General features: G+C 70.5%; 14 protein-coding genes and 2 tRNA genes. 13 read left to right on the forward strand and 3 right to left on the reverse strand.

Going from position 1 to position 17,691, the window contains the following annotated elements; all coding sequences use genetic code 11:
• The first annotated feature begins 137 nt into the window (after positions 1-137).
• The 9 genes from ilvC (at position 138) to ACFQRJ_RS01785 (ending at position 10,511) form a co-directional block, all read left to right on the forward strand.
• Positions 138-1,184, forward strand: a complete 1,047-nt coding sequence (gene ilvC, locus ACFQRJ_RS01745; RefSeq protein ID WP_377017254.1) for a ketol-acid reductoisomerase — start codon at positions 138-140, stop codon at positions 1,182-1,184.
• A 161-nt stretch (positions 1,185-1,345) separates the two neighbouring features.
• Complete coding sequence (gene serA, locus ACFQRJ_RS01750; RefSeq protein WP_377016402.1) at positions 1,346-2,953, forward strand: phosphoglycerate dehydrogenase; 1,608 nt, start codon at positions 1,346-1,348, stop codon at positions 2,951-2,953.
• A gap of 88 nt (positions 2,954-3,041) precedes the next feature.
• The gene (locus ACFQRJ_RS01755; protein ID WP_377016404.1) at positions 3,042-4,112 is read left to right on the forward strand and encodes a 3-isopropylmalate dehydrogenase; all 1,071 of its coding nucleotides are present in this window, start codon (positions 3,042-3,044) and stop codon (positions 4,110-4,112) included.
• A gap of 54 nt (positions 4,113-4,166) precedes the next feature.
• Positions 4,167-5,258, forward strand: coding sequence for a branched-chain amino acid aminotransferase (locus ACFQRJ_RS01760; RefSeq protein WP_377016406.1), 1,092 nt, complete (start codon positions 4,167-4,169; stop codon positions 5,256-5,258).
• Positions 5,259-5,263: 5 nt separating this feature from the next.
• Positions 5,264-6,889 carry a citramalate synthase gene (cimA, locus tag ACFQRJ_RS01765; protein WP_377016408.1) on the forward strand — a complete coding sequence of 542 codons (1,626 nt, stop codon included), beginning with the start codon at positions 5,264-5,266 and terminating at the stop codon, positions 6,887-6,889.
• A 277-nt stretch (positions 6,890-7,166) separates the two neighbouring features.
• Positions 7,167-8,459, forward strand: coding sequence for a nitrate/nitrite transporter (locus ACFQRJ_RS01770; protein WP_377016410.1), 1,293 nt, complete (start codon positions 7,167-7,169; stop codon positions 8,457-8,459).
• A gap of 63 nt (positions 8,460-8,522) precedes the next feature.
• On the forward strand, positions 8,523-9,068 hold the full coding sequence (locus tag ACFQRJ_RS01775) for a glycine cleavage system protein R (RefSeq protein WP_377016412.1): 546 nt from the start codon (positions 8,523-8,525) through the stop codon (positions 9,066-9,068).
• A gap of 87 nt (positions 9,069-9,155) precedes the next feature.
• Positions 9,156-9,323 carry a hypothetical protein gene (locus ACFQRJ_RS01780; protein ID WP_377016414.1) on the forward strand — a complete coding sequence of 56 codons (168 nt, stop codon included), beginning with the start codon at positions 9,156-9,158 and terminating at the stop codon, positions 9,321-9,323.
• Positions 9,324-9,443: 120 nt separating this feature from the next.
• On the forward strand, positions 9,444-10,511 hold the full coding sequence (locus tag ACFQRJ_RS01785; protein WP_377016416.1) for a trypsin-like serine peptidase: 1,068 nt from the start codon (positions 9,444-9,446) through the stop codon (positions 10,509-10,511).
• Between the two features lie 105 nt (positions 10,512-10,616).
• On the opposite strand, the gene ACFQRJ_RS01790 is transcribed toward ACFQRJ_RS01785, so the two are convergent.
• The 3 genes from ACFQRJ_RS01790 to ACFQRJ_RS01800 are packed head-to-tail and all read right to left on the reverse strand — an operon-like array spanning position 10,617 to position 14,797.
• Positions 10,617-13,175 (reverse strand): DEAD/DEAH box helicase, encoded by a 2,559-nt coding sequence (locus ACFQRJ_RS01790; RefSeq protein WP_377016418.1) that lies wholly within the window; start codon positions 13,173-13,175, stop codon positions 10,617-10,619.
• A gap of 48 nt (positions 13,176-13,223) precedes the next feature.
• Positions 13,224-13,760: a PH domain-containing protein gene (locus ACFQRJ_RS01795; protein WP_377016420.1), complete on the reverse strand. Its 537-nt coding sequence runs from the start codon at positions 13,758-13,760 to the stop codon at positions 13,224-13,226.
• A gap of 44 nt (positions 13,761-13,804) precedes the next feature.
• Positions 13,805-14,797, reverse strand: a complete 993-nt coding sequence (locus ACFQRJ_RS01800) for a 3-methyladenine DNA glycosylase (RefSeq protein ID WP_377016422.1) — start codon at positions 14,795-14,797, stop codon at positions 13,805-13,807.
• Between the two features lie 120 nt (positions 14,798-14,917).
• On the opposite strand from ACFQRJ_RS01800, the gene ACFQRJ_RS01805 reads away from it, so the two are divergent.
• The 4 genes from ACFQRJ_RS01805 (at position 14,918) to ACFQRJ_RS01820 (ending at position 17,662) form a co-directional block, all read left to right on the forward strand.
• Positions 14,918-15,694, forward strand: coding sequence for a fumarylacetoacetate hydrolase family protein (locus ACFQRJ_RS01805; RefSeq protein ID WP_377016425.1), 777 nt, complete (start codon positions 14,918-14,920; stop codon positions 15,692-15,694).
• A 67-nt stretch (positions 15,695-15,761) separates the two neighbouring features.
• Positions 15,762-17,285 (forward strand): glutamate--tRNA ligase, encoded by a 1,524-nt coding sequence (gene gltX, locus ACFQRJ_RS01810; protein ID WP_377016427.1) that lies wholly within the window; start codon positions 15,762-15,764, stop codon positions 17,283-17,285.
• Between the two features lie 199 nt (positions 17,286-17,484).
• A tRNA-Gln gene (locus tag ACFQRJ_RS01815) sits at positions 17,485-17,556 on the forward strand.
• A gap of 33 nt (positions 17,557-17,589) precedes the next feature.
• Positions 17,590-17,662, forward strand: a tRNA-Glu gene (locus ACFQRJ_RS01820).
• The last annotated feature ends 29 nt before the right edge of the window (positions 17,663-17,691 follow it).

Here is a 17,691-nt window from a genome sequence, read left to right on the forward strand (position 1 = left end):
ACCCAGGTCCCCCACCTGACCCGCGCGGTCGCATCCCACATCTGAAGACGCCCTCTCACTACGTAAGACACCCGGCGATAGGATCGACCCGTCGCCCGGCTCGCCGGAACCTCGCACCGGCTCACCGGAACCTCACACTGACAAAGGAGCACATCGTGGCTGAGATCTACTACGACGACAACGCCGACCTCTCGATCATCCAGGGCAAGAAGGTCGCCGTCGTCGGCTTCGGCTCACAGGGCCACGCCCATGCGCTGAACCTGCGCGACAGCGGCGTCGAGGTCCGCGTCGGCCTGCGCGAGGGATCCTCCTCCCGCGCCAAGGTCGAGGAGGAGGGCCTGGGCGTCGGCACCGTCGCCGAGGTCTCCGAGTGGGCCGACGTGATCATGATCCTCACCCCGGACCAGGACCAGCGGAAGGTCTACGCGGAGTCCATCAAGCCGCACCTGAGCGAGGGCAAGGCGCTCGCCTTCGCCCACGGCTTCAACATCCGCTTCGGCTACATCGAGGTGCCCGAGGGCGTCGACGTGCTCCTGATCGCCCCGAAGGCCCCCGGCCACACCGTGCGCCGCGAATTCGTCGCCGGCCGCGGCATCCCGGACATCGTCGCCGTCGAGCAGGACGCCTCCGGCTCCGCCTGGGACCTTGTGCTGGCCTACGCCAAGGGCATCGGCGGCACCCGCGCCGGCGTCATCAAGACCACCTTCACCGAGGAGACCGAGACCGACCTGTTCGGTGAGCAGGCCGTGCTGTGCGGCGGCGTGAGCCACCTGATCCAGGCCGGGTTCGAGACCCTCACCGAGGCCGGGTACCAGCCGCAGATCGCCTACTTCGAGGTCCTCCACGAGCTGAAGCTGATCGTCGACCTCATCAACGAGGGCGGCATCACCAAGCAGCGCTGGTCCTGCTCGGACACCGCGGAGTTCGGCGACTACGTCTCCGGCCCGCGCCTGGTGACCGACGAGACCAAGGCCACCATGAAGGACATCCTCTCCGACATCCAGGACGGCTCCTTCGCCCAGCGCTTCATCGATGATCAGGACGCCGGCGCCCCGGAGTTCACCAAGCTCCGCGAGCAGGAGGCGGCTCACCCGATCGAGGCGGTCGGCAAGGATCTGCGCAAGATGTTCTCGTGGAACAAGGAGAGCGTGGACGGATACACCGAGGGCAGCGCCGCGCGCTGATCACCGCCCGCTGAGAGCGGCGGGCGCGCCCTCACGGTGCGCCCGCCGCCGGCATCTCGCATGATGACTTGCGTGATCGCATGGCGGACACCGACGTATTCTTTTCCTGGCCCCGGAGACGGCATCCCCGGGTGCTGCCACCCGACCCGGAGGTACATCCCGTGACGCGTCCCGTCGTGCTCCTCGCCGAAGAACTCTCGCCCGCCACCATCGAGGTCTTCGGCAACGACGCCGATGTCCGCCACGTCGACGGCACCGACCGTCCCGCCCTGCTCGAGGCCGTCGCCGAGGCCGACGCCCTGCTCGTGCGCTCGGCCACCGCCGTGGACGCCGAACTGTTCGCCGCCGCCCCCGGCCTGAAGGTCGTCGCCCGCGCGGGCGTGGGCCTGGACAACGTCGACGTCAAGGCCGCCACCACCGCAGGCGTCATGGTCATCAACGCCCCCACCTCCAACATCGTCTCCGCCGCGGAGCTCGCGGTCTCCCTCGTGCTCGCGTCGCTGCGCAACCTCGCTCGCGCCGACGCGTCGGTCAAGGCGGGACGCTGGGAGCGCAAGCAGCTCAGCGGCGTCGAGCTTCTCGGCAAGACGGTCGGCATCGTCGGCTTCGGCCGCATCGGTCAGCTGGTCGCCGAGCGGCTGACGCCCTTCGGCGTGGACCTGCTCGCCTATGACCCCTACGTCAACCACACCCGCGCCGCCGAGCTCGGCGCCCGCGTGGTCGAGCTGGACGAGCTGATGAGCGCCGCGGACATCGTCACGGTGCACATGCCCAAGACGCCCGAGACCACGGGCCTGATCGGTGCCGAGCAGTTCGCCCTGGCGAAGCCGAACCTGCACATCGTCAACGCCGCCCGCGGCGGGCTGATCGACGAGGAGGCCCTCTACGAGGCGCTGTCGGCCGGGCGGATCGCCGGTGCGGCACTGGACGTGTACACCTCCGAGCCCCCGTCCACCTCCGAGACCGCGGCGCGGCTGCTCGAGCTCGACAGCGTCACGCTCACTCCGCACCTGGGCGCCTCCACCGCCGAGGCGCAGGAGAAGGCCGGCGTGGCCGTCGCCAAGTCCGTGCGGCTGGCACTTGCCGGTGAGCTGGTGCCCGACGCGGTCAACGTCGCCGGCGGTGCCCTGGATGACGAGGTGCGCCCCGGTGTGGCCCTCGCCGACCGCCTCGGCCAGCTGTTCACGGCTCTGGCCGCCGAGGCGCCGGACCTGCTGGACATCGAGGTCCACGGCGAGATCGCCTCGCGCGACGTCACCGCCCTGAAGCTCTCCGCGCTGCGCGGCATCTTCCGCAGCGTGGTCACCGAGCAGGTCAGCTACGTCAACGCCCCGGTGATGGCGGAGGAGCGCGGCATCACGGTCCAGCTCGTGACCGACGAGACCTCGGAGCGGTTCCGCAACGTCATCACCATCCGCGGCACGCTCCGTGACGGCCAGGTGGTCTCGGTCTCGGGCACCCTCAGCGGCGTCGAGCAGGCCCACAAGCTAATCGAGGTCGGCGGCCACGAGCTCGACGTGCCGCTGAGCGATCATCTGCTGATGATCCGCTACGACGACGGCCCCGGCCTGATCGGCCAGTACGGCGCCCATCTGGGCGAAGCAGGCGTGAACATCGCCGGCATGCAGGTCTCCCGCGCCGGGAACGGCCCCGGCGCCGAGGCCCTGGTGGTCCTCGACCTGGACGTCTCCGTGGATCGCGAGCTCGCCGAATCGATCGGCGCGTCGATCGGCGCCCATTCCATCCACGCCGTCGACCTCGTCTACTGACCCCGTTCCCTGACCGATCCGGTCACCTGACCGAGCCGGCCCCTGACTGATCCCACCTCCTGACGCATCCCGCAGAACCGGAGTCCCCATGAGCACCGCCAGCCCGAGCAGCACCCTCCGCCTCGCCGTCATCGAGGGGGACGGCATCGGCCACGAGGTCGTCCCGCAGGGTGTGCGGGCCCTTCGGGCGGCCCTCGAACCGGCCGGGGTCAGCGTCGAGACCACGGACTTCGACCTCGGCGCGGGGCGCTGGCACCGCACGGGCGAGACCCTGACCGATGAGGACATGGCGCGCCTGGCCGAGCACGACGCGATCCTGCTCGGCGCCGTCGGCGACCCCGACGTCCCCTCGGGCGTCCTCGAGCGCGGGCTGCTGCTGACGCTCCGCTTCGGCTTCGACCAGTACGTGAATCTGCGTCCGACACGGCTGTTCCCCGGCGTGGACTCGCCCCTGGCAGATCCCAGCGAGGTGGACTTCCTGGTGGTGCGTGAGGGCACCGAGGGGCCGTACGTCGGCAACGGCGGCTCGATGCGCACCGGGACGCCGCTCGAGGTCGCCACCGAGGTCTCCCTCAATACCGCCGTCGGCGTCGAGCGCGTGGTGCGCTACGCGTTCGAGCAGGCCGAGAAGCGCCGGGGGAAGCTGACCCTGGTGCACAAGCACAACGTGCTGGTCCACGCCGGTCACCTGTGGCGCCGCATCGTCGAGGAGGTCGGCGCGGAGCACCCGGGCGTCGAGGTCGACTACGCCCACGTCGACGCCACCATGATCTACCTGGTCACCGACCCCTCCCGCTTCGACGTGATCGTCACCGACAACCTCTTCGGCGACATCGTCACCGACCTCGCCGCGGCCGTCGGCGGCGGCATCGGCCTGGCCGCGAGCGCCAACATCAACCCCACCGGCGCCTTCCCCTCCATGTTCGAACCGGTCCACGGCTCCGCCCCCGACATCGCCGGGAAGGGCCTCGCCGACCCCACCGCGACGGTGCTCTCGGTCGCCCTGCTGCTGGACCACCTCGGTCACGGCGGACCGGCCGCCACGGTCCGCGCCGCCGTCGAGCAGGACCTCTCCGCCCGCGCCCAGCCCAGTGGTCCGGGCGACCGCGGGACCACCGCGATCGGGGACGCCCTGGTCGCCGCGATCTCCGGACGCTGACCCGCGACCCTGCAAGACTTGTGCCCTGACCGCCACCGACCCGAGGAGACTCCCGTGAGCGCGCTCGCCTTCCCCCACACCGAACAGGCCCGTCGCATCGGCGACGACGAGCGCGCCCGCATCCTCGCCGACCCGGGCTTCGGCACCTACTTCACCGACTTCATGGCCCATGCGACGTGGACCGCCGACGCCGGCTGGGACGAGGGCGAGGTGGTCCCGTACGGCCCGATCCAGCTCTCGCCCGCCTCCGCCGTGCTGCACTACGCCCAGGAGATCTTCGAGGGGCTGAAGGCGTTCCGCCATGCCGATGGGTCCGTGTGGACCTTCCGCCCCGAGCGCAATGCCGAGCGGATGCAGGCCTCCGCCCGCCGGCTCGCCCTGCCGGAGCTGGCGACCGACGCCTTCCTCACCTCCCTCACGGCGCTCGTCGCTGCCGACGAGCCCTGGGTGCCCGCACCCACCACCGAGGAGTCGCTGTACCTGCGCCCCTTCATGTTCGCCAGCGAGGAGTTCCTCGGGGTCCGGGCCTCCCGCCGCGTGGAGTACTACGTCATCGCCTCCCCGGCCGGCGCCTATTTCCCCCGGGGCGTGCAGCCGCTGGTGGTGTGGATCAGCGACGAGTACTCCCGCGCGGGCGCCGGCGGCACCGGCGCCGCCAAGTGCGGCGGCAACTACGCCTCCTCCCTGCTGGGCAAGGCCGAGGCCCTCGAGCACGGGGCCGACGAGGTGCTGTTCCTGGATTCCGAGACGCGCACGAACATCGACGAGCTCTCCGGGATGAACGTCTTCGCGATCACCGCCGACGGCCGTCTGCTCACCCCGAGCATCACCGGATCGATCCTCGAGGGCATCACCCGCGAATCCGTGCTGGCCCTGGCCGCTGACCGCGGGCTCGAGCGCGTCGAGCAGCGCCTGGCGATGAGCGACGTGCTCGAGCAGGTCAGCTCCGGCGAGATCACCGAGATGTTCGCCTGCGGCACCGCCGCGGTCATCAACCCGATCGGCGAGTTCCGCGCGCTCGGTGGGTCCTGGACCGTCGGCGACGGGGGCTCGGGGAAGACGACTCTGGCCCTGCGCCAGGAGATCACCGACATCCAGTACGGCCGGATCCCCGACCGGCACGGCTGGATGACGAGGCTGGTGTGAGTGCCATGACCCCCGTCGCACCGATCCCCGGCTTCCATCTCTACGACACCACTCTGCGTGACGGCTCGCAGCAGGAGGGGCTGAGCCTGTCGGTCGCCGACAAGCTCGCCGTCGCCCGCCACCTCGACGAGCTCGGGGTGACCTACATCGAGGGCGGGTGGCCCGGGGCCGTGCCCCGGGACACGGAGTTCTTCGCCCGCGCCGCCGGCGAGCTGGAGCTGCACACCGCCCGGCTCGCCGCATTCGGCTCCACCCGCAAGGCCGGCGTGGACGTCGCCGAGGACGCCCAGGTCCGGGCGCTGGTCGACTCCGCCGCTCCCACCATCACCCTGGTCGCGAAATCCGACCTGCGCCACGTCACCGGGGCGCTGCGGACCAGCGGCGAGGAGAACCTCGCGATGGTGCGCGAGACCGTGGCGCACCTGGTGGGCCTCGGCCGCGAGGTCTTCGTCGACGCCGAGCACTTCTTCGACGGCTTCGTCGACGATCCCGCCTACACCACCTCGGTGGTCCTCGCCGCCGTCGAGGCGGGCGCCGGGGTGGTCGTCCTGTGCGACACCAACGGCGGAATGCTCCCGCACCAGGTCGCCGAGATCATCGCGGATCTGCGCTCGCGTCTGGGGGCGGCGGGCTCGCCGCAGGCGCGCCTGGGGATCCACACCCACAACGACTCCGGCTGCGCGGTCGCCAACGCCCTCACCGCGGTGCGAGCCGGCATCGACCACATCCAGGGCTGTGTCAACGGCTACGGCGAGCGCACCGGCAACGCGGACCTCGTCACCATGCTCGCGGACCTGCAGCTGAAGATGGGCCTGGAGCTGGTGCCCGAGGAGACGCTGGCCGAGACCACCCGGGTCGCCCACGCCATCGGCGAGATCGTGAACATGCCGGTGACCACCCGGGCGCCGTACGTCGGGGCCAGCGCTTTCGCGCACAAGGCCGGGCTCCACGCCAGTGCGATCCGCGTGGACCCCGACCTCTATCAGCACACCGATCCGCGTGCCGTCGGCAACGACATGCGCATGATCATCTCCGACATGGCCGGGCGCGCATCGATCGAGCTCAAGGGCCGCGAGCTCGGCTTCGATCTGACCGACGAGCCCGATCTCCTGACCCGTCTGGCCACCACGGTCAAACAGCGCGAGGCGACCGGCTACTCCTACGAGGCCGCTGACGCGTCCTTCGAGCTGCTGCTCCTGGACGAGATGGGCCGGGTGCCGCGCTTCTTCGAGGTGGAGTCCTGGCGGGCGACCTCGTACCAGGCGCGCGACGGCTCCCTGGAATCCGAGGCGACCGTGAAGCTCGGGGACGACGGCCGCGGCACCCGCGTCGTCGAGATCGCCGAGGGCAACGGGCCCGTCAATGCCCTGGACACCGCACTGCGACAGGCCCTGCGCTCGCGGTTCCCGCTGATCGAGCGGCTCGAGCTGCAGGACTTCAAGGTGCGCATCCTCGATGCCCACCACGGCACGGACGCCACCACCCGCGTGCTGGTGAGCACCGCCGGGGCAGGACTGGAGTTCCAGACCGTCGGCGTCGGCGCGAACATCATCGAGGCCTCCTGGGAGGCGATCGTGGACGCGTACACGTACGGGCTGCACAAGTCGGGACTGCACACCTCGGGCGTGTAACTCTCGCTGCGGACCTGCGGACCTGCGGACCTGCGGGCCTGCGGACCTGCGTGTCTGCGGAGTCGTCGGGCCGCCGTGCATAGCGTCCGCGCCGGCGCAGGACCCGCCCCGCGCGGGCGCGTGACCGGATCGTTACCCGAGGTCTTGCCGACGGCGGCTCACCACAGGCCCCCGGGGCCTCCGCGTGCATGCTGACCGGGACCACATCGCATCGTGCTGCGCGCGGGCCCCTGCAGGTCCCGATCGTGCCGGCGCACTCCTCGGAGCGGAGCGTCCCATGTCCGCAGAACCTCTCGTCGCCCGTCCCCATCCCGGCCCCGCATCCCCGTCCGACTCCGGCAACGACCCGCGATCGGCCCGGAACCCCGGGAGCACGGTCCCACCCGGCGCGACCCGGGCGCTGGTGCTGGCGACCTTGGGCTTCGCCCTCGCCTGCTGGGCCTGGACGCTGCTGAGCCCGCTCGGGCCGATCTATGTCGAGCGCGGGCTGGCCCCGGAGGCCTCGCTGCTGGTGGCCATTCCCGTTCTGGTCGGGTCCCTGGGCAGGATCCCCGTCGGCGCCCTCACCGACCGCTTCGGCGGGCGGGTCATGTTCCCGGCCATCACGCTGGCCACCGTGGTCCCCGTGCTCTTCATCGGCTTCATCGGCCAATACACCTATCCCGCCCTCCTGGTGGGCGGGTTCTTCCTGGGCATCGCCGGCACCGCGTTCGCGATCGGCATCCCGTACGTGAACTCCTGGTTCCCGGCGGGCAAGCGAGGCCTGGCCACGGGCCTCTTCGGCGCCAGCATGGGAGGCACCTCCCTCAGCGCCTTCACCACCGTGCCTCTGCTCAGCGCGAGCGGGGACAAGGCACCGTTCGTGGTCACTGCCGTGGTGCTGATGGCCTACTCGCTGCTGGCCTGGCGGTTCATGCCCACCTCGCCCACCTGGTCCCCGTCCCGTCGCAACATCATCACGCAGACGGCCTCGGTGCTCCGTCTGCGGATCACCTGGCAGGCCTGCTACCTCTACGCGCTGTCCTTCGGCGGCTATGTCGCCTTCACGGTCTTCCTCCCGACCCTGCTGAGCACCTGGTACGGGCTCTCCAGTGCGGTCGCCGCCTACGGCATGGCCGGCTTCGTCGTGGCCGCTGTGCTCCTGCGGCCCCTCGGCGGGGTGCTGTCGGACCGGATCGGCGCGGGCCGAACGCTCCTGCTGTCCTATCTCGCCGTGCTCCTCGGGGCGCTCGTGGTGGCAGCGCATCCGCCGCTGATGCCGGTGGGCTCGTTCGCCTTCCTCGTCGTCGCGGCCGGTCTCGGGCTGGGCACCGGAGCCGTGTTCGCCCTCGTCGCCCAGGTGACCGAACCCTCCGTGGTCGGCTCGGTGACCGGCGTGGTCGGTGCGGCCGGCGGCCTGGGAGGCTTCTTCCCGCCCCTGGTGATGGCGGCGGTGCTGGCGCGGACGGGAACCTACTCACCGGCCATCCTGCTGCTGGCGGTGGCCACGCTGGGGGCGCTCGCGGTCACGTGGTCCATCGCCCGGGCCGGCGGGCGCTCCGAGCCGGAACCGGCGCCGGCACGCGCCTGACCGGGGCGTCCACCCCTGGTGCACGGTGCGGTGCGTCCGCGGGCAGGGCGCTAGTGTGGGCGTATGACGACGCCGACGCAGACGACGACCTATGTGCTCACCGCCATCGGCGATGACCGCCCCGGTCTGGTGGCCGCTCTCGCGGCCGCCGTCGATGAGCACGGAGGGAACTGGGTCGACAGCCAGCTGGCCCTGCTCGCCGGGAAGTTCGCCGGCATCGTGCAGGTCGAGCTCCCCGACCGCAGCGTCGAGGCCTTCCTCGCCCAGCTGCCGGCACTGGCCGCCGAGGTCGGCCTGGAGGTGGAGGCGACCGCCGCCGTCCCGGGGGCGAGCGGAGCTGCGACCGGGGACGTGCTGCGCCTGCATCTGCTGGGGCAGGATCGCACCGGCATGGTCCGTGAGGTCACCACGGCCCTCCACTCCCAAGGGGCCACGATCGACGGGCTGCGCAGCTGGACCCGGGAGGCACCGCAGGGCGGGGGACTGCTCTTCGAGGCCGAGGCCGAGGTGCGTCTGGCCGCCGGCACCGACGAGTCGCACATCCGCGAGGCGCTCGAGCAGATCGCCGCGGAGCTGATGGTCGATCTCGACCTCGACGCGGCCGGCTGATACGTCCGGGAGCGCACCATGACCGCCCGGCGATCCGAGGATCCTCGGCGTCGATCCCTGTCACGAGCAGGGGACGCCGAGAGGGGCATGGAGGGCGAGCACGCTGCGGAGTACTGGACGCCGCAGCGCCGGCGAGATGCGCGCCCCTTCCCGCTCGACCGGGAGCTGCCGCTGACGGACCAGGACGAGGATCGTGACGACCAGACCACTCAGGGCGGCGATGCGGGCGACGCAGCGGGGGAGCCGGAGCGCTGAGCATCGTCATCTGTCCGCGTGTCACGCTGCGGACATGGTTGGTGCGATGGGTCACACGACGTAGCGTGTCGGGGCGGCGCCCTCACGCCGCTCCCGATCCCCTGCGAAAGGACCCCTCCTGTGACTGTCGACCCCACGCAGCACTGGACCAGCACATCTGCCGAGCCGTTCCCTCCTCAGCGGGGACGACGTCTCCGAGCGGCCAGGGTGGTGGTCCTCGCCGCGGCCCTGACCCTCGGCGGCGCCGGCCTCGCCACGGCCGAGCCATCCGGCGACGAGCCCGAGACCACCACGCTGAGCGAGAGCGCGCAGGACAGCGCCCAGGAGTACTGGAGCGCCGAGCGCATGGAAGCCGCGACCCCCGCCGGAGAACTGGTGGAGGACCTTGCCGCGACGGCGACGGAGGTGGTCGAGACCGCGGCCCCGGTGGAGGTGCCCTCGGTCGCCGGAGGGACCCAGCCGCAGACGGGCACCTCGCCCCAGGAGGCGAGCGAGGCCGCCCAGCCCCAGGCCGCGCCCGGTGATGCGGCCCCGGCCGCGGTCGCCTCGAACACGGACCACATCGGCAAGGTGTTCTTCACCCAGGGCGGCGTCGACTACGTCTGCTCCGGCAACGCCGTGGCCTCCGGGAACCAGGCGACCGTCGCCACCGCCGGGCACTGCGTCCACGAGGCAGGCAGCTGGGCCACCAACTGGGTCTTCGCGCCCGGCTACCACGAGGGCGAGACCCCGTACGGCCTGTGGAGCGGTGCGGAACTGTTCTCCACCGATCAGTGGGTCAGCTCGGAGGACATCAACTACGACGTCGCCTTCGCCGTGGTCGAGCCCGAGAGCGGGGACGCCACCCTGTCCGAGACCGTCGGCGCCTCCGGCATCGCCTTCAACCAGGAGCGCGGCGGCCTGTACACCTCGTACGGATACCCGGCGGCCGCACCGTTCGATGGCCAGACGCTGGAATCCTGCCAGGGGTACGGCATGGACGACACCCTGGGCGGCACCGACGACCAGGGCATCGAGTGTGACATGACCGGCGGATCCTCCGGCGGGCCCTGGTTCTCCGGGGACGGACCGGACGGATACCAGACGTCGGTCAACAGCTTCGGCTACAGCGCCCAGCCGGGCGTGATGTACGGGCCCTACTTCGGGGACGCGGCCCAGGAGGTCTATGCGGAGGCCGGGGCCTCCTGAGGGCCTGACCGCTGGAACCCCCGGCACGGGGCCGGTGCCCGCACGGGCATCGGCCCCTTCCGCTGCGTGCTGTCGTGTGCAGGCTGCAGCCTGTTTCCTGAACCGTCAGCGGTCGGCGATGTCGCCGACGTGAGTGATCTCCAGGACCGGCTCCCCGGCCTCGTCGGTCGCCTCCAGGTCGAGCTCGGCCTCGATGCCCCAGTCGTGGTTGTGGTCGGGATCGTCGAGCACCTGGCGGATCCGCCACACCTTTGACTCCTCGGTGATCTGCAGCAGCTGTGGGGAGCGGGCCGGCCCGTCGATGCCGACGTGGTCGTAGGTGTCGTAGTACTCGTCCATGGCCTCCGCCCACCGCGGGCGATCCCAGCCCGAGGCGCCGTCCAGCTCACCGAGCCGCTGCTCGCGCTCGAAGGCGAAGTGCTCGACGCGCTGCCACATCGCGGCGCGCACCATGGTGCGCAGCACCTTGGTCTGGGCGGAGAGTCCGCGCGGCGTGGTGGGGCGGATCTCGGTCGCGCCGTCGGGGTCGGCGTCCTCCGGATGGGACAGGGCCTCCCATTCGTCCAGCAGCGAGGAGTCGATGCCGCGCACCAGCACCCCGAGCCACTCGATGAGGTCCTCGAGCTCCTCGGTGCGCAGGTCTTGCGGGAGGGTGCGGCGCATCGCCTGGTAGGCGTCCGAGAGGTAGCGCAGCACGATGCCCTCAGAGCGCTGCAGGCCGTAGCGCTGGACGAACTCGCTGAAGGTCTGCCCGGTTTCGTACATCTCGCGCACGATCGACTTGGGGGAGAGATCCTCGACGCGCACCCATGGCCGGGTCTTCGCGTAGATCTCCAGGGCGGATTCGAGGTCCTCCTCCAGCGGCTTGGGCCACGTGACCTCGTCCAGCCTCGCCATGCGCTCGGTGTACTCGACGCCCTCGGCCTTGAGCTCGGCGAGCAGCTCGCCCTTGGCGGCGTTCTGCTGGGCCATCAGGATCTGGCGAGGATCCTCGAGGATCGCCTCGATGATCGAGACGGTGTCCAGGGTGAGGGTCTCGGACTCCTCGTCGAGGGAGTCGATCATGGCGATCGCGAACGGTGCCAGCGGCTGGTTCATCGTGAAGTCCAGCTGCAGGTCCTCGACCAGGACGATGCGCCGGCCCAGGTGGTCCGGTTCGTCGAGCACCTCGATGATCTCCGCCTCCTTGAGGTTGCGGAAGATCTCGACGGCCTCGCGCACCAGCTTCAGTTTCTGGATCCGGGTCTGGTGGCTGGTCATGATCAGGTGACGACCAGCGGCGATCGCGTCACCGGGCCGGGAGATCAGGGCCAGGACCATGCCCGGGGTGATGCGCAGGTGCGGGCGCAGCGGCTCGGGCCCGTTCTCGACCAGTTTGGTCATGTTCTGCTCGGACCAGGAGACGGCGCCCTCGGGGATCCGGGGCTTGGGCTCCTTCTTGCGCTTCTTCGCGTTGTTGGGCGCGTTGCCGGCCTCCTCCCGAGCCCGCTGCTTGGCTCGCTCGCGCTCGAAGTCGATCGTCCACTGCGGCGCCTGCACCACGACGTGCCCGACGGTGTCGTATCCGGCGCGGCCTGCGCGCCCGGCGATCTGGTGGAACTCGCGGGCGTTGAGCAGACGCATCCGCTTGCCGTCGAACTTCGCCAGTCCTGTCAGCAGCACGGTGCGGATCGGGACGTTGATGCCCACGCCCAGGGTGTCGGTGCCGCAGATGACCTTGAGCAGCCCGGACTGGGCCAGCTTCTCCACGAGCCGGCGGTACTTGGGGAGCATGCCGGCGTGATGGACGCCGATGCCCTCGCGCACCAGCTTCGACAGCGACTGGCCGAAGCCCCTGGAGAACCGGAAGTCGCCGATGATCTCGCGGATCCGCTCCTTCTCGTCGGCCGCGAGGATCTTCTGGTTCAGCAGCGCCTGCGCCTGCTCGAGGGCGTCCTTCTGGGTGAAGTGGACGATGTAGACCGGGGCGTCCCGGTCCTGGAGGATCGTCGCGATCGTGTCCGGCAGCGGCTCCAGGGACCAGCGGAAGTCCAGCGGCACCGGGCGCGGCGCGTCGTCGATGGTGGTCACGTCGCGGCCGGTGCGCTCTTCGAGGTCATCCTCGAAGCTCGACACGTCGCCGAGGGTGGCGCTCATCAGCACGAACTGGCAGTCGGGGAGCTCGATCAGCGGCACCTGCCAGGCCCAGCCGCGCTGCGGATCGCCGTAGAAGTGGAACTCGTCCATCACCGCGAGGCCGACGTCGCTGCCGGGGCCGTCGCGCAGGGCGTGGTTGGCGAAGATCTCCGCGGTGCACACGATGATCGGGGCGTCGTGATTCACGGCGGAGTCCCCGGTCATCATCCCGACGTTCTCGGCGCCGAACTGTGCGACGAGGTCGAAGAACTTCTCGCTGACCAGCGCCTTGATGGGGGCGGTGTAGTAGGAGCGCTGCCCGCGGGCCATGGCGGCGAAGATCGCGGCGTAGGCGATCGTGGTCTTGCCGGAGCCGGTGGGCGTGGCCGCGATGACATGGTCACCCGCGGCGACCGCCAGCAGCGCCTCCTCCTGATGCGGGTACAGGACCCGGCCGACGGATTCCTGGGCCGCGACGAACCCGTCGACGATGCCGTCCTGACCGGCGGAGGATGAGCTCTCGGGCAGGAACGGCGTCAGGATCGGCATGGGTCCAGTCTGCCAGGCGGTGCCGGCCGCCACTGCCGCGGAGACTGCTCAGGGCGACGGCGCGAACTCGCCCCGCAACCAGCGTCGGTGCGCCGCGGCGGCCTGCCGTGTGGGCACCATGGGGACGTGCCGGTCGCGAGCGGCCCGGTCCCACGGCTCGCCGCGCAGCCTGAGGCTGAGGTAGTTCGTGACCAGCGGGGCGATGCGGGTGCCGTCGGTGAGGACGATGCAGGTCAAGCGGCGGTGATACCAGTGCGGCGCCTCGTCGATGAGGTGCACCTGCTCCCAGGGGACCCGGCGGGTGCGCAGCAGCTCGCGGACGGTGATTCCCTCGGTGGTCACGATCATGGCCAGCCGCGCCACGCGGAACACATAGACGATCAGTGCAGACCAGGGAACGAGCACTGCTGCCGCCACAGCGATGGCAACGGGGCGCTGGCCACCCTCGAAGGCGAGCACCGAGAGGACCGCGACGGCCGCCGCGGCGCCGGCGGCCAACACGGTCAGCACGGCGAATCCCACCCACTGCATGATTCGCCAGGCCGGCGCCAGCTGCGCAACATACAGCGTGTTCCCGCTGTCCACGGGGCCACTCCCTGTTGATGCTGTGGAGCGGGGCATGGGCGTTCTCACAGCGTCCTGAGGCTGTCGAGTCCCTCGAGCCCGGCAAGAATCCGACCCCGCAGCTCATCCGCGCGCTCGGCGAGGGCCCGCTGCCGCCGCACGTACTCGGCCTTGCCCTGCGAGGTCTCGATCGGCACCACGCCGTAGCCCAGCGGCCGCACGTCGTAGGGGCTCGCCTCCATGTCCAGCACCCTCGTCTCCCGGGCGTGCTCGAAGCAGTCCAGCACCACGTCCGAGGGCACCAGCGGGGTGAGCTTCATGGCCCACTTGTACAGGTCCATCCCCACGTGCAGGCAGGCGGGATTGTCGAGGTCGCCCTGGGTGGCACGGGTGGGCTCGAGCTCATTGCGCGGGGCGGCCGACGGGGTGAAGAACCGGAAGGCATCGATGTGGGAGCACACCAGGTTCTCGCGTTCGACGACCGCGTCGGTCTCGTCCTGGGTCAGCCGCAGAGGCAGGTCCTCGTGACGCTGCTGACCCGGCCGCAGCCGGTGGACCATCGCCCATTCGTGCAGTCCGAAGCAGCCGAACTGCGGGCGCCGGGCGGCCAGTGACGACGAGGACAGCAGCCTGGTCATGAAGGCGAGGGCGTCGGCGCGCTCGCAGAGGTAGCGGGCCACGTCGGCACGACGCCACGACGTTCCCGCGGGAACGTCGCCCGGCCCGTCACCTGCTCGACCGTCGGCGTCGACGTCGACGTACCAGGAGCGATGTCCCGCGTCGTCGACGTCGGGGATCAGGGTCTTCCCGTGCTCGTCGCGATCGGCGGCGGCGTCGTAGGAGACCTCCCACCCCGGATGCCACCGGCGCAGCCGGGCGGGGGAGAAGGGGTAATAGGTGAACAGGAAGTCCTCGACGGGGTGCTTCTCGCCCCGCCGTCTGCGCTCGCGGTGGCCTGCAGTGAGCGCATCGGCGCGCGCTTCGTGGGTGCGGCGCGCGGCAACGGCGTCCTCGGTGCTCAGAAGCCGGGTAGGGGCGGGGACGGTGGGCGCGGTCACCTGGTGCTCCTTCCACGGCGGGTTCCTCGGGCCGGCCCATCGTACGAGCCCGGGCCGGTACGAGCCTCGACGCCGAGGAGCGGCGGTCCGTCGGTGCGGTGACGGCCTAGACTGGCGCCCATGCGTATCGCCCGATTCACCACCGGCGAAGATCCCATGTACGGCATCGTCCAGGAGAAGGACGGCCAGGACATGGTCTACGGGATCACCGGTGACCCCCTGTACACCGAGATCCGACCCACCGGCACCATCGTGCCGCTCGAGGACGTCCGGCTGCTCGCGCCGGTCATCCCGCGCTCCAAGGTGGTGTGCGTCGGCCGCAACTATGCCGCGCACGCCGCGGAGTTCGGCGAGGAGGTCCCCGAGCAGGCCCTGTTCTTCCTCAAGCCCAACACGGCCGTCGTCGGCCCCGGGGATCCCGTGACGATCCCCGAGTACAGCCAGGAGCTCAGTCTGGAGGCCGAGCTCGCCGTGGTCATGAAGCGCATGACCCGGAACGTCGCCCCCGCGGACGTGACCGATTCGATCCTCGGCTACACCTGCGCCAATGACCTCACCGCGCGCGACACCCAGCGCGAGGAGCAGCAGTGGTTCCGTGCCAAGGCCTTCGACACCTCCTGCCCGATCGGCCCCTGGGTGGAGACCGATCTCGATCCGTCGGCGCTCGCCATCGGTTCCCGCGTGGACGGGGAGAGGGCTCAGGACGGCACCACCGCCGACATGGTCCGCTCCGTCGCCGACCTGATCGCCGAGATCTCCACCGTGGTCACGCTCCTGCCCGGCGATGTGATCCTCACGGGGACCCCGGCCGGGGTGCGCACCGTCGAGGCCGGCTCGAGCATCGACATCACGATCCAGGGCATCGGCACGCTGACCAACCCCGTCGTCCGCCGCTGACCCGAGCCGCCCGCCGCGTCCCCTCCGGCCCACCATTCCTCATCGCCCGACCCCAGGAGCATCTCGCGTGACCACGTCCCCGGACCAGACCCCCGCCTCGACCACCGACGAGGTCAGGGTGCGCTTCTGTCCCAGCCCGACCGGTACGCCGCATGTGGGACTGGTGCGCACCGCGTTGTTCAACTGGGCCCACGCCCGTCATCACGGCGGCAAGCTCATCTTCCGGATCGAGGACACCGACGCCGCCCGTGACAGCGAGGAGTCCTACCAGCAGCTGCTGGAGGCGATGCGCTGGCTGGGGATCGACTGGGACGAGGGCGTCGAGGTGGGCGGGCCACACGGCCCCTACCGCCAGTCCGAGCGCGGTGAGATCTACCAGGACGTGATCGCCAGGCTCAAGGACGCCGGGCACATCTACGAGGCCTACTCGACCGCCGAGGAGATCGTCGAGCGCCACCGCGCCGCCGGCCGGGATCCGCAGCTGGGCTACGACGGGTACGACCGCGACCTCACCGAGGAGCAGAAGGCGGCCTACCGCGCCGAGGGTCGCGAGCCCACCTGGCGCCTGCGCATGCCCGAGGAGGACCTGTCCTTCACCGACCTGGTCCGCGGAGAGATCACCTTCAAGGCCGGCTCCACGCCGGACTTCGTCGTGGTCCGCGCCAACGGCAAGCCGCTGTACACGCTGGTCAACCCGATCGACGACGCGCTGATGCGCATCACCCACGTGCTGCGCGGGGAGGACATCCTCTCCTCGACGCCTCGCCAGATCGCGCTGTACCGCGCACTGGTGGACATCGGCGTCGCCGAGCGTGTGCCCGAGTTCGGCCACCTGCCCTACGTGATGGGGGAGGGGAACAAGAAGCTCTCCAAGCGTGACCCGCAGTCGAACCTGTTCCTCTACCGCGACCAGGGCTTCCTGCCCGAGGGCATGGTCAACTACCTCGCCCTGCTCGGATGGGGCTACAGCGCCGACGAGGACATCTTCGGCCGCGAGCAGCTCATCGAGCGCTTCACGGTTGAGAACGTCAATCCCAATCCCGCGCGCGTGGACCTCAAGAAGGCCACCGCCATCAACGCCGACCACATCCGCCTGCTGCCCGAGGCGGAGCTGACCGAGCGGATGATCCCCTACCTCCAGGCCGCCGGCGTGCTGGGGGAGATCATCACGGCCGAGCAGCGCGCCCTGCTGGTCGCGGCAACGCCGCTGGTCCAGACCCGTATGAACCTGCTCACCGAGGCCCCCGACCTGCTGCGCTTCCTGTTCGTGGCCGACGAGGACCTCGTGATCGAGGACGACGCGCTGAAGAAGCTGGGCGAGGATCCCGTCGGCGTGCTCGAGCGGGCCATCACCGAGGTGGAGGCGGTGCCCGGGGACTCCTTCACCGCCGCGCTGCTGGAGGCAGCCCTGCGCGAGGCCATCGTCGAGGAGATGGGCATCAAGCCGCGACTGGCGTTCGGACCCCTGCGCAGCGCCCTCTCCGGCCGCCGCATCTCGCCGCCGCTGTTCGAGTCGATGGAGCTGCTCGGCAAGCCCTCGACCCTGGTCCGTCTGCGGGCGCTGCGCGATCGGCTCGCCGAGGGCCAATGAGGGCGCACGGCCGCGCCTGAGAACGCGCGCCGGGGAGCGGGTGCTCAGCCTCACAGCCTGAAGAGGCCTTCTGGCTTTGTCTTGTCCGCGCCGACCCGCTAGAGTTTTACTCCGGCACGCCACGGCGGCTCGGCCCGGAAAGCCCTCGGAATCCACCGGGGATCTTCGCCGGGAAGAGCGCAAAAACGTGTTCTCACCATGGGGTATGGTGTAATTGGCAACACAGCGGTTTCTGGTACCGTCGTTCTAGGTTCGAGTCCTGGTACCCCAGCGCTACACGGCTTCATGAAGTCGTGCAGTCCGCGCCCCGTTCGTCTAGCGGCCTAGGACGTCGCCCTCTCACGGCGGTAACACCGGTTCAAATCCGGTACGGGGTACGACGCGAGATCCACGGATCACGCGGTTC

Source organism: Brachybacterium sp. GCM10030252 (assembly GCF_042666535.1).
Lineage (GTDB): Bacteria > Actinomycetota > Actinomycetes > Actinomycetales > Dermabacteraceae > Brachybacterium.

Bases quoted from the DNA above. Each gene is read 5' to 3' on its own strand.
- ACFQRJ_RS01755 (WP_377016404.1), top strand. From the start codon at position 3,042: ATGAGCACCGCCAGCCCGAGCAGCACCCTCCGCCTCGCCGTCATCGAG.
- cimA (WP_377016408.1), top strand. From the start codon at position 5,264: ATGACCCCCGTCGCACCGATCCCCGGCTTCCATCTCTACGACACCACT.
- ACFQRJ_RS01770 (WP_377016410.1), top strand. From the start codon at position 7,167: ATGTCCGCAGAACCTCTCGTCGCCCGTCCCCATCCCGGCCCCGCATCC.
- ACFQRJ_RS01775 (WP_377016412.1), top strand. From the start codon at position 8,523: ATGACGACGCCGACGCAGACGACGACCTATGTGCTCACCGCCATCGGC.
- ACFQRJ_RS01780 (WP_377016414.1), top strand. From the start codon at position 9,156: ATGGAGGGCGAGCACGCTGCGGAGTACTGGACGCCGCAGCGCCGGCGA.
- ACFQRJ_RS01790 (WP_377016418.1), bottom strand. From the start codon at position 13,175: ATGCCGATCCTGACGCCGTTCCTGCCCGAGAGCTCATCCTCCGCCGGT.
- ACFQRJ_RS01805 (WP_377016425.1), top strand. From the start codon at position 14,918: ATGCGTATCGCCCGATTCACCACCGGCGAAGATCCCATGTACGGCATC.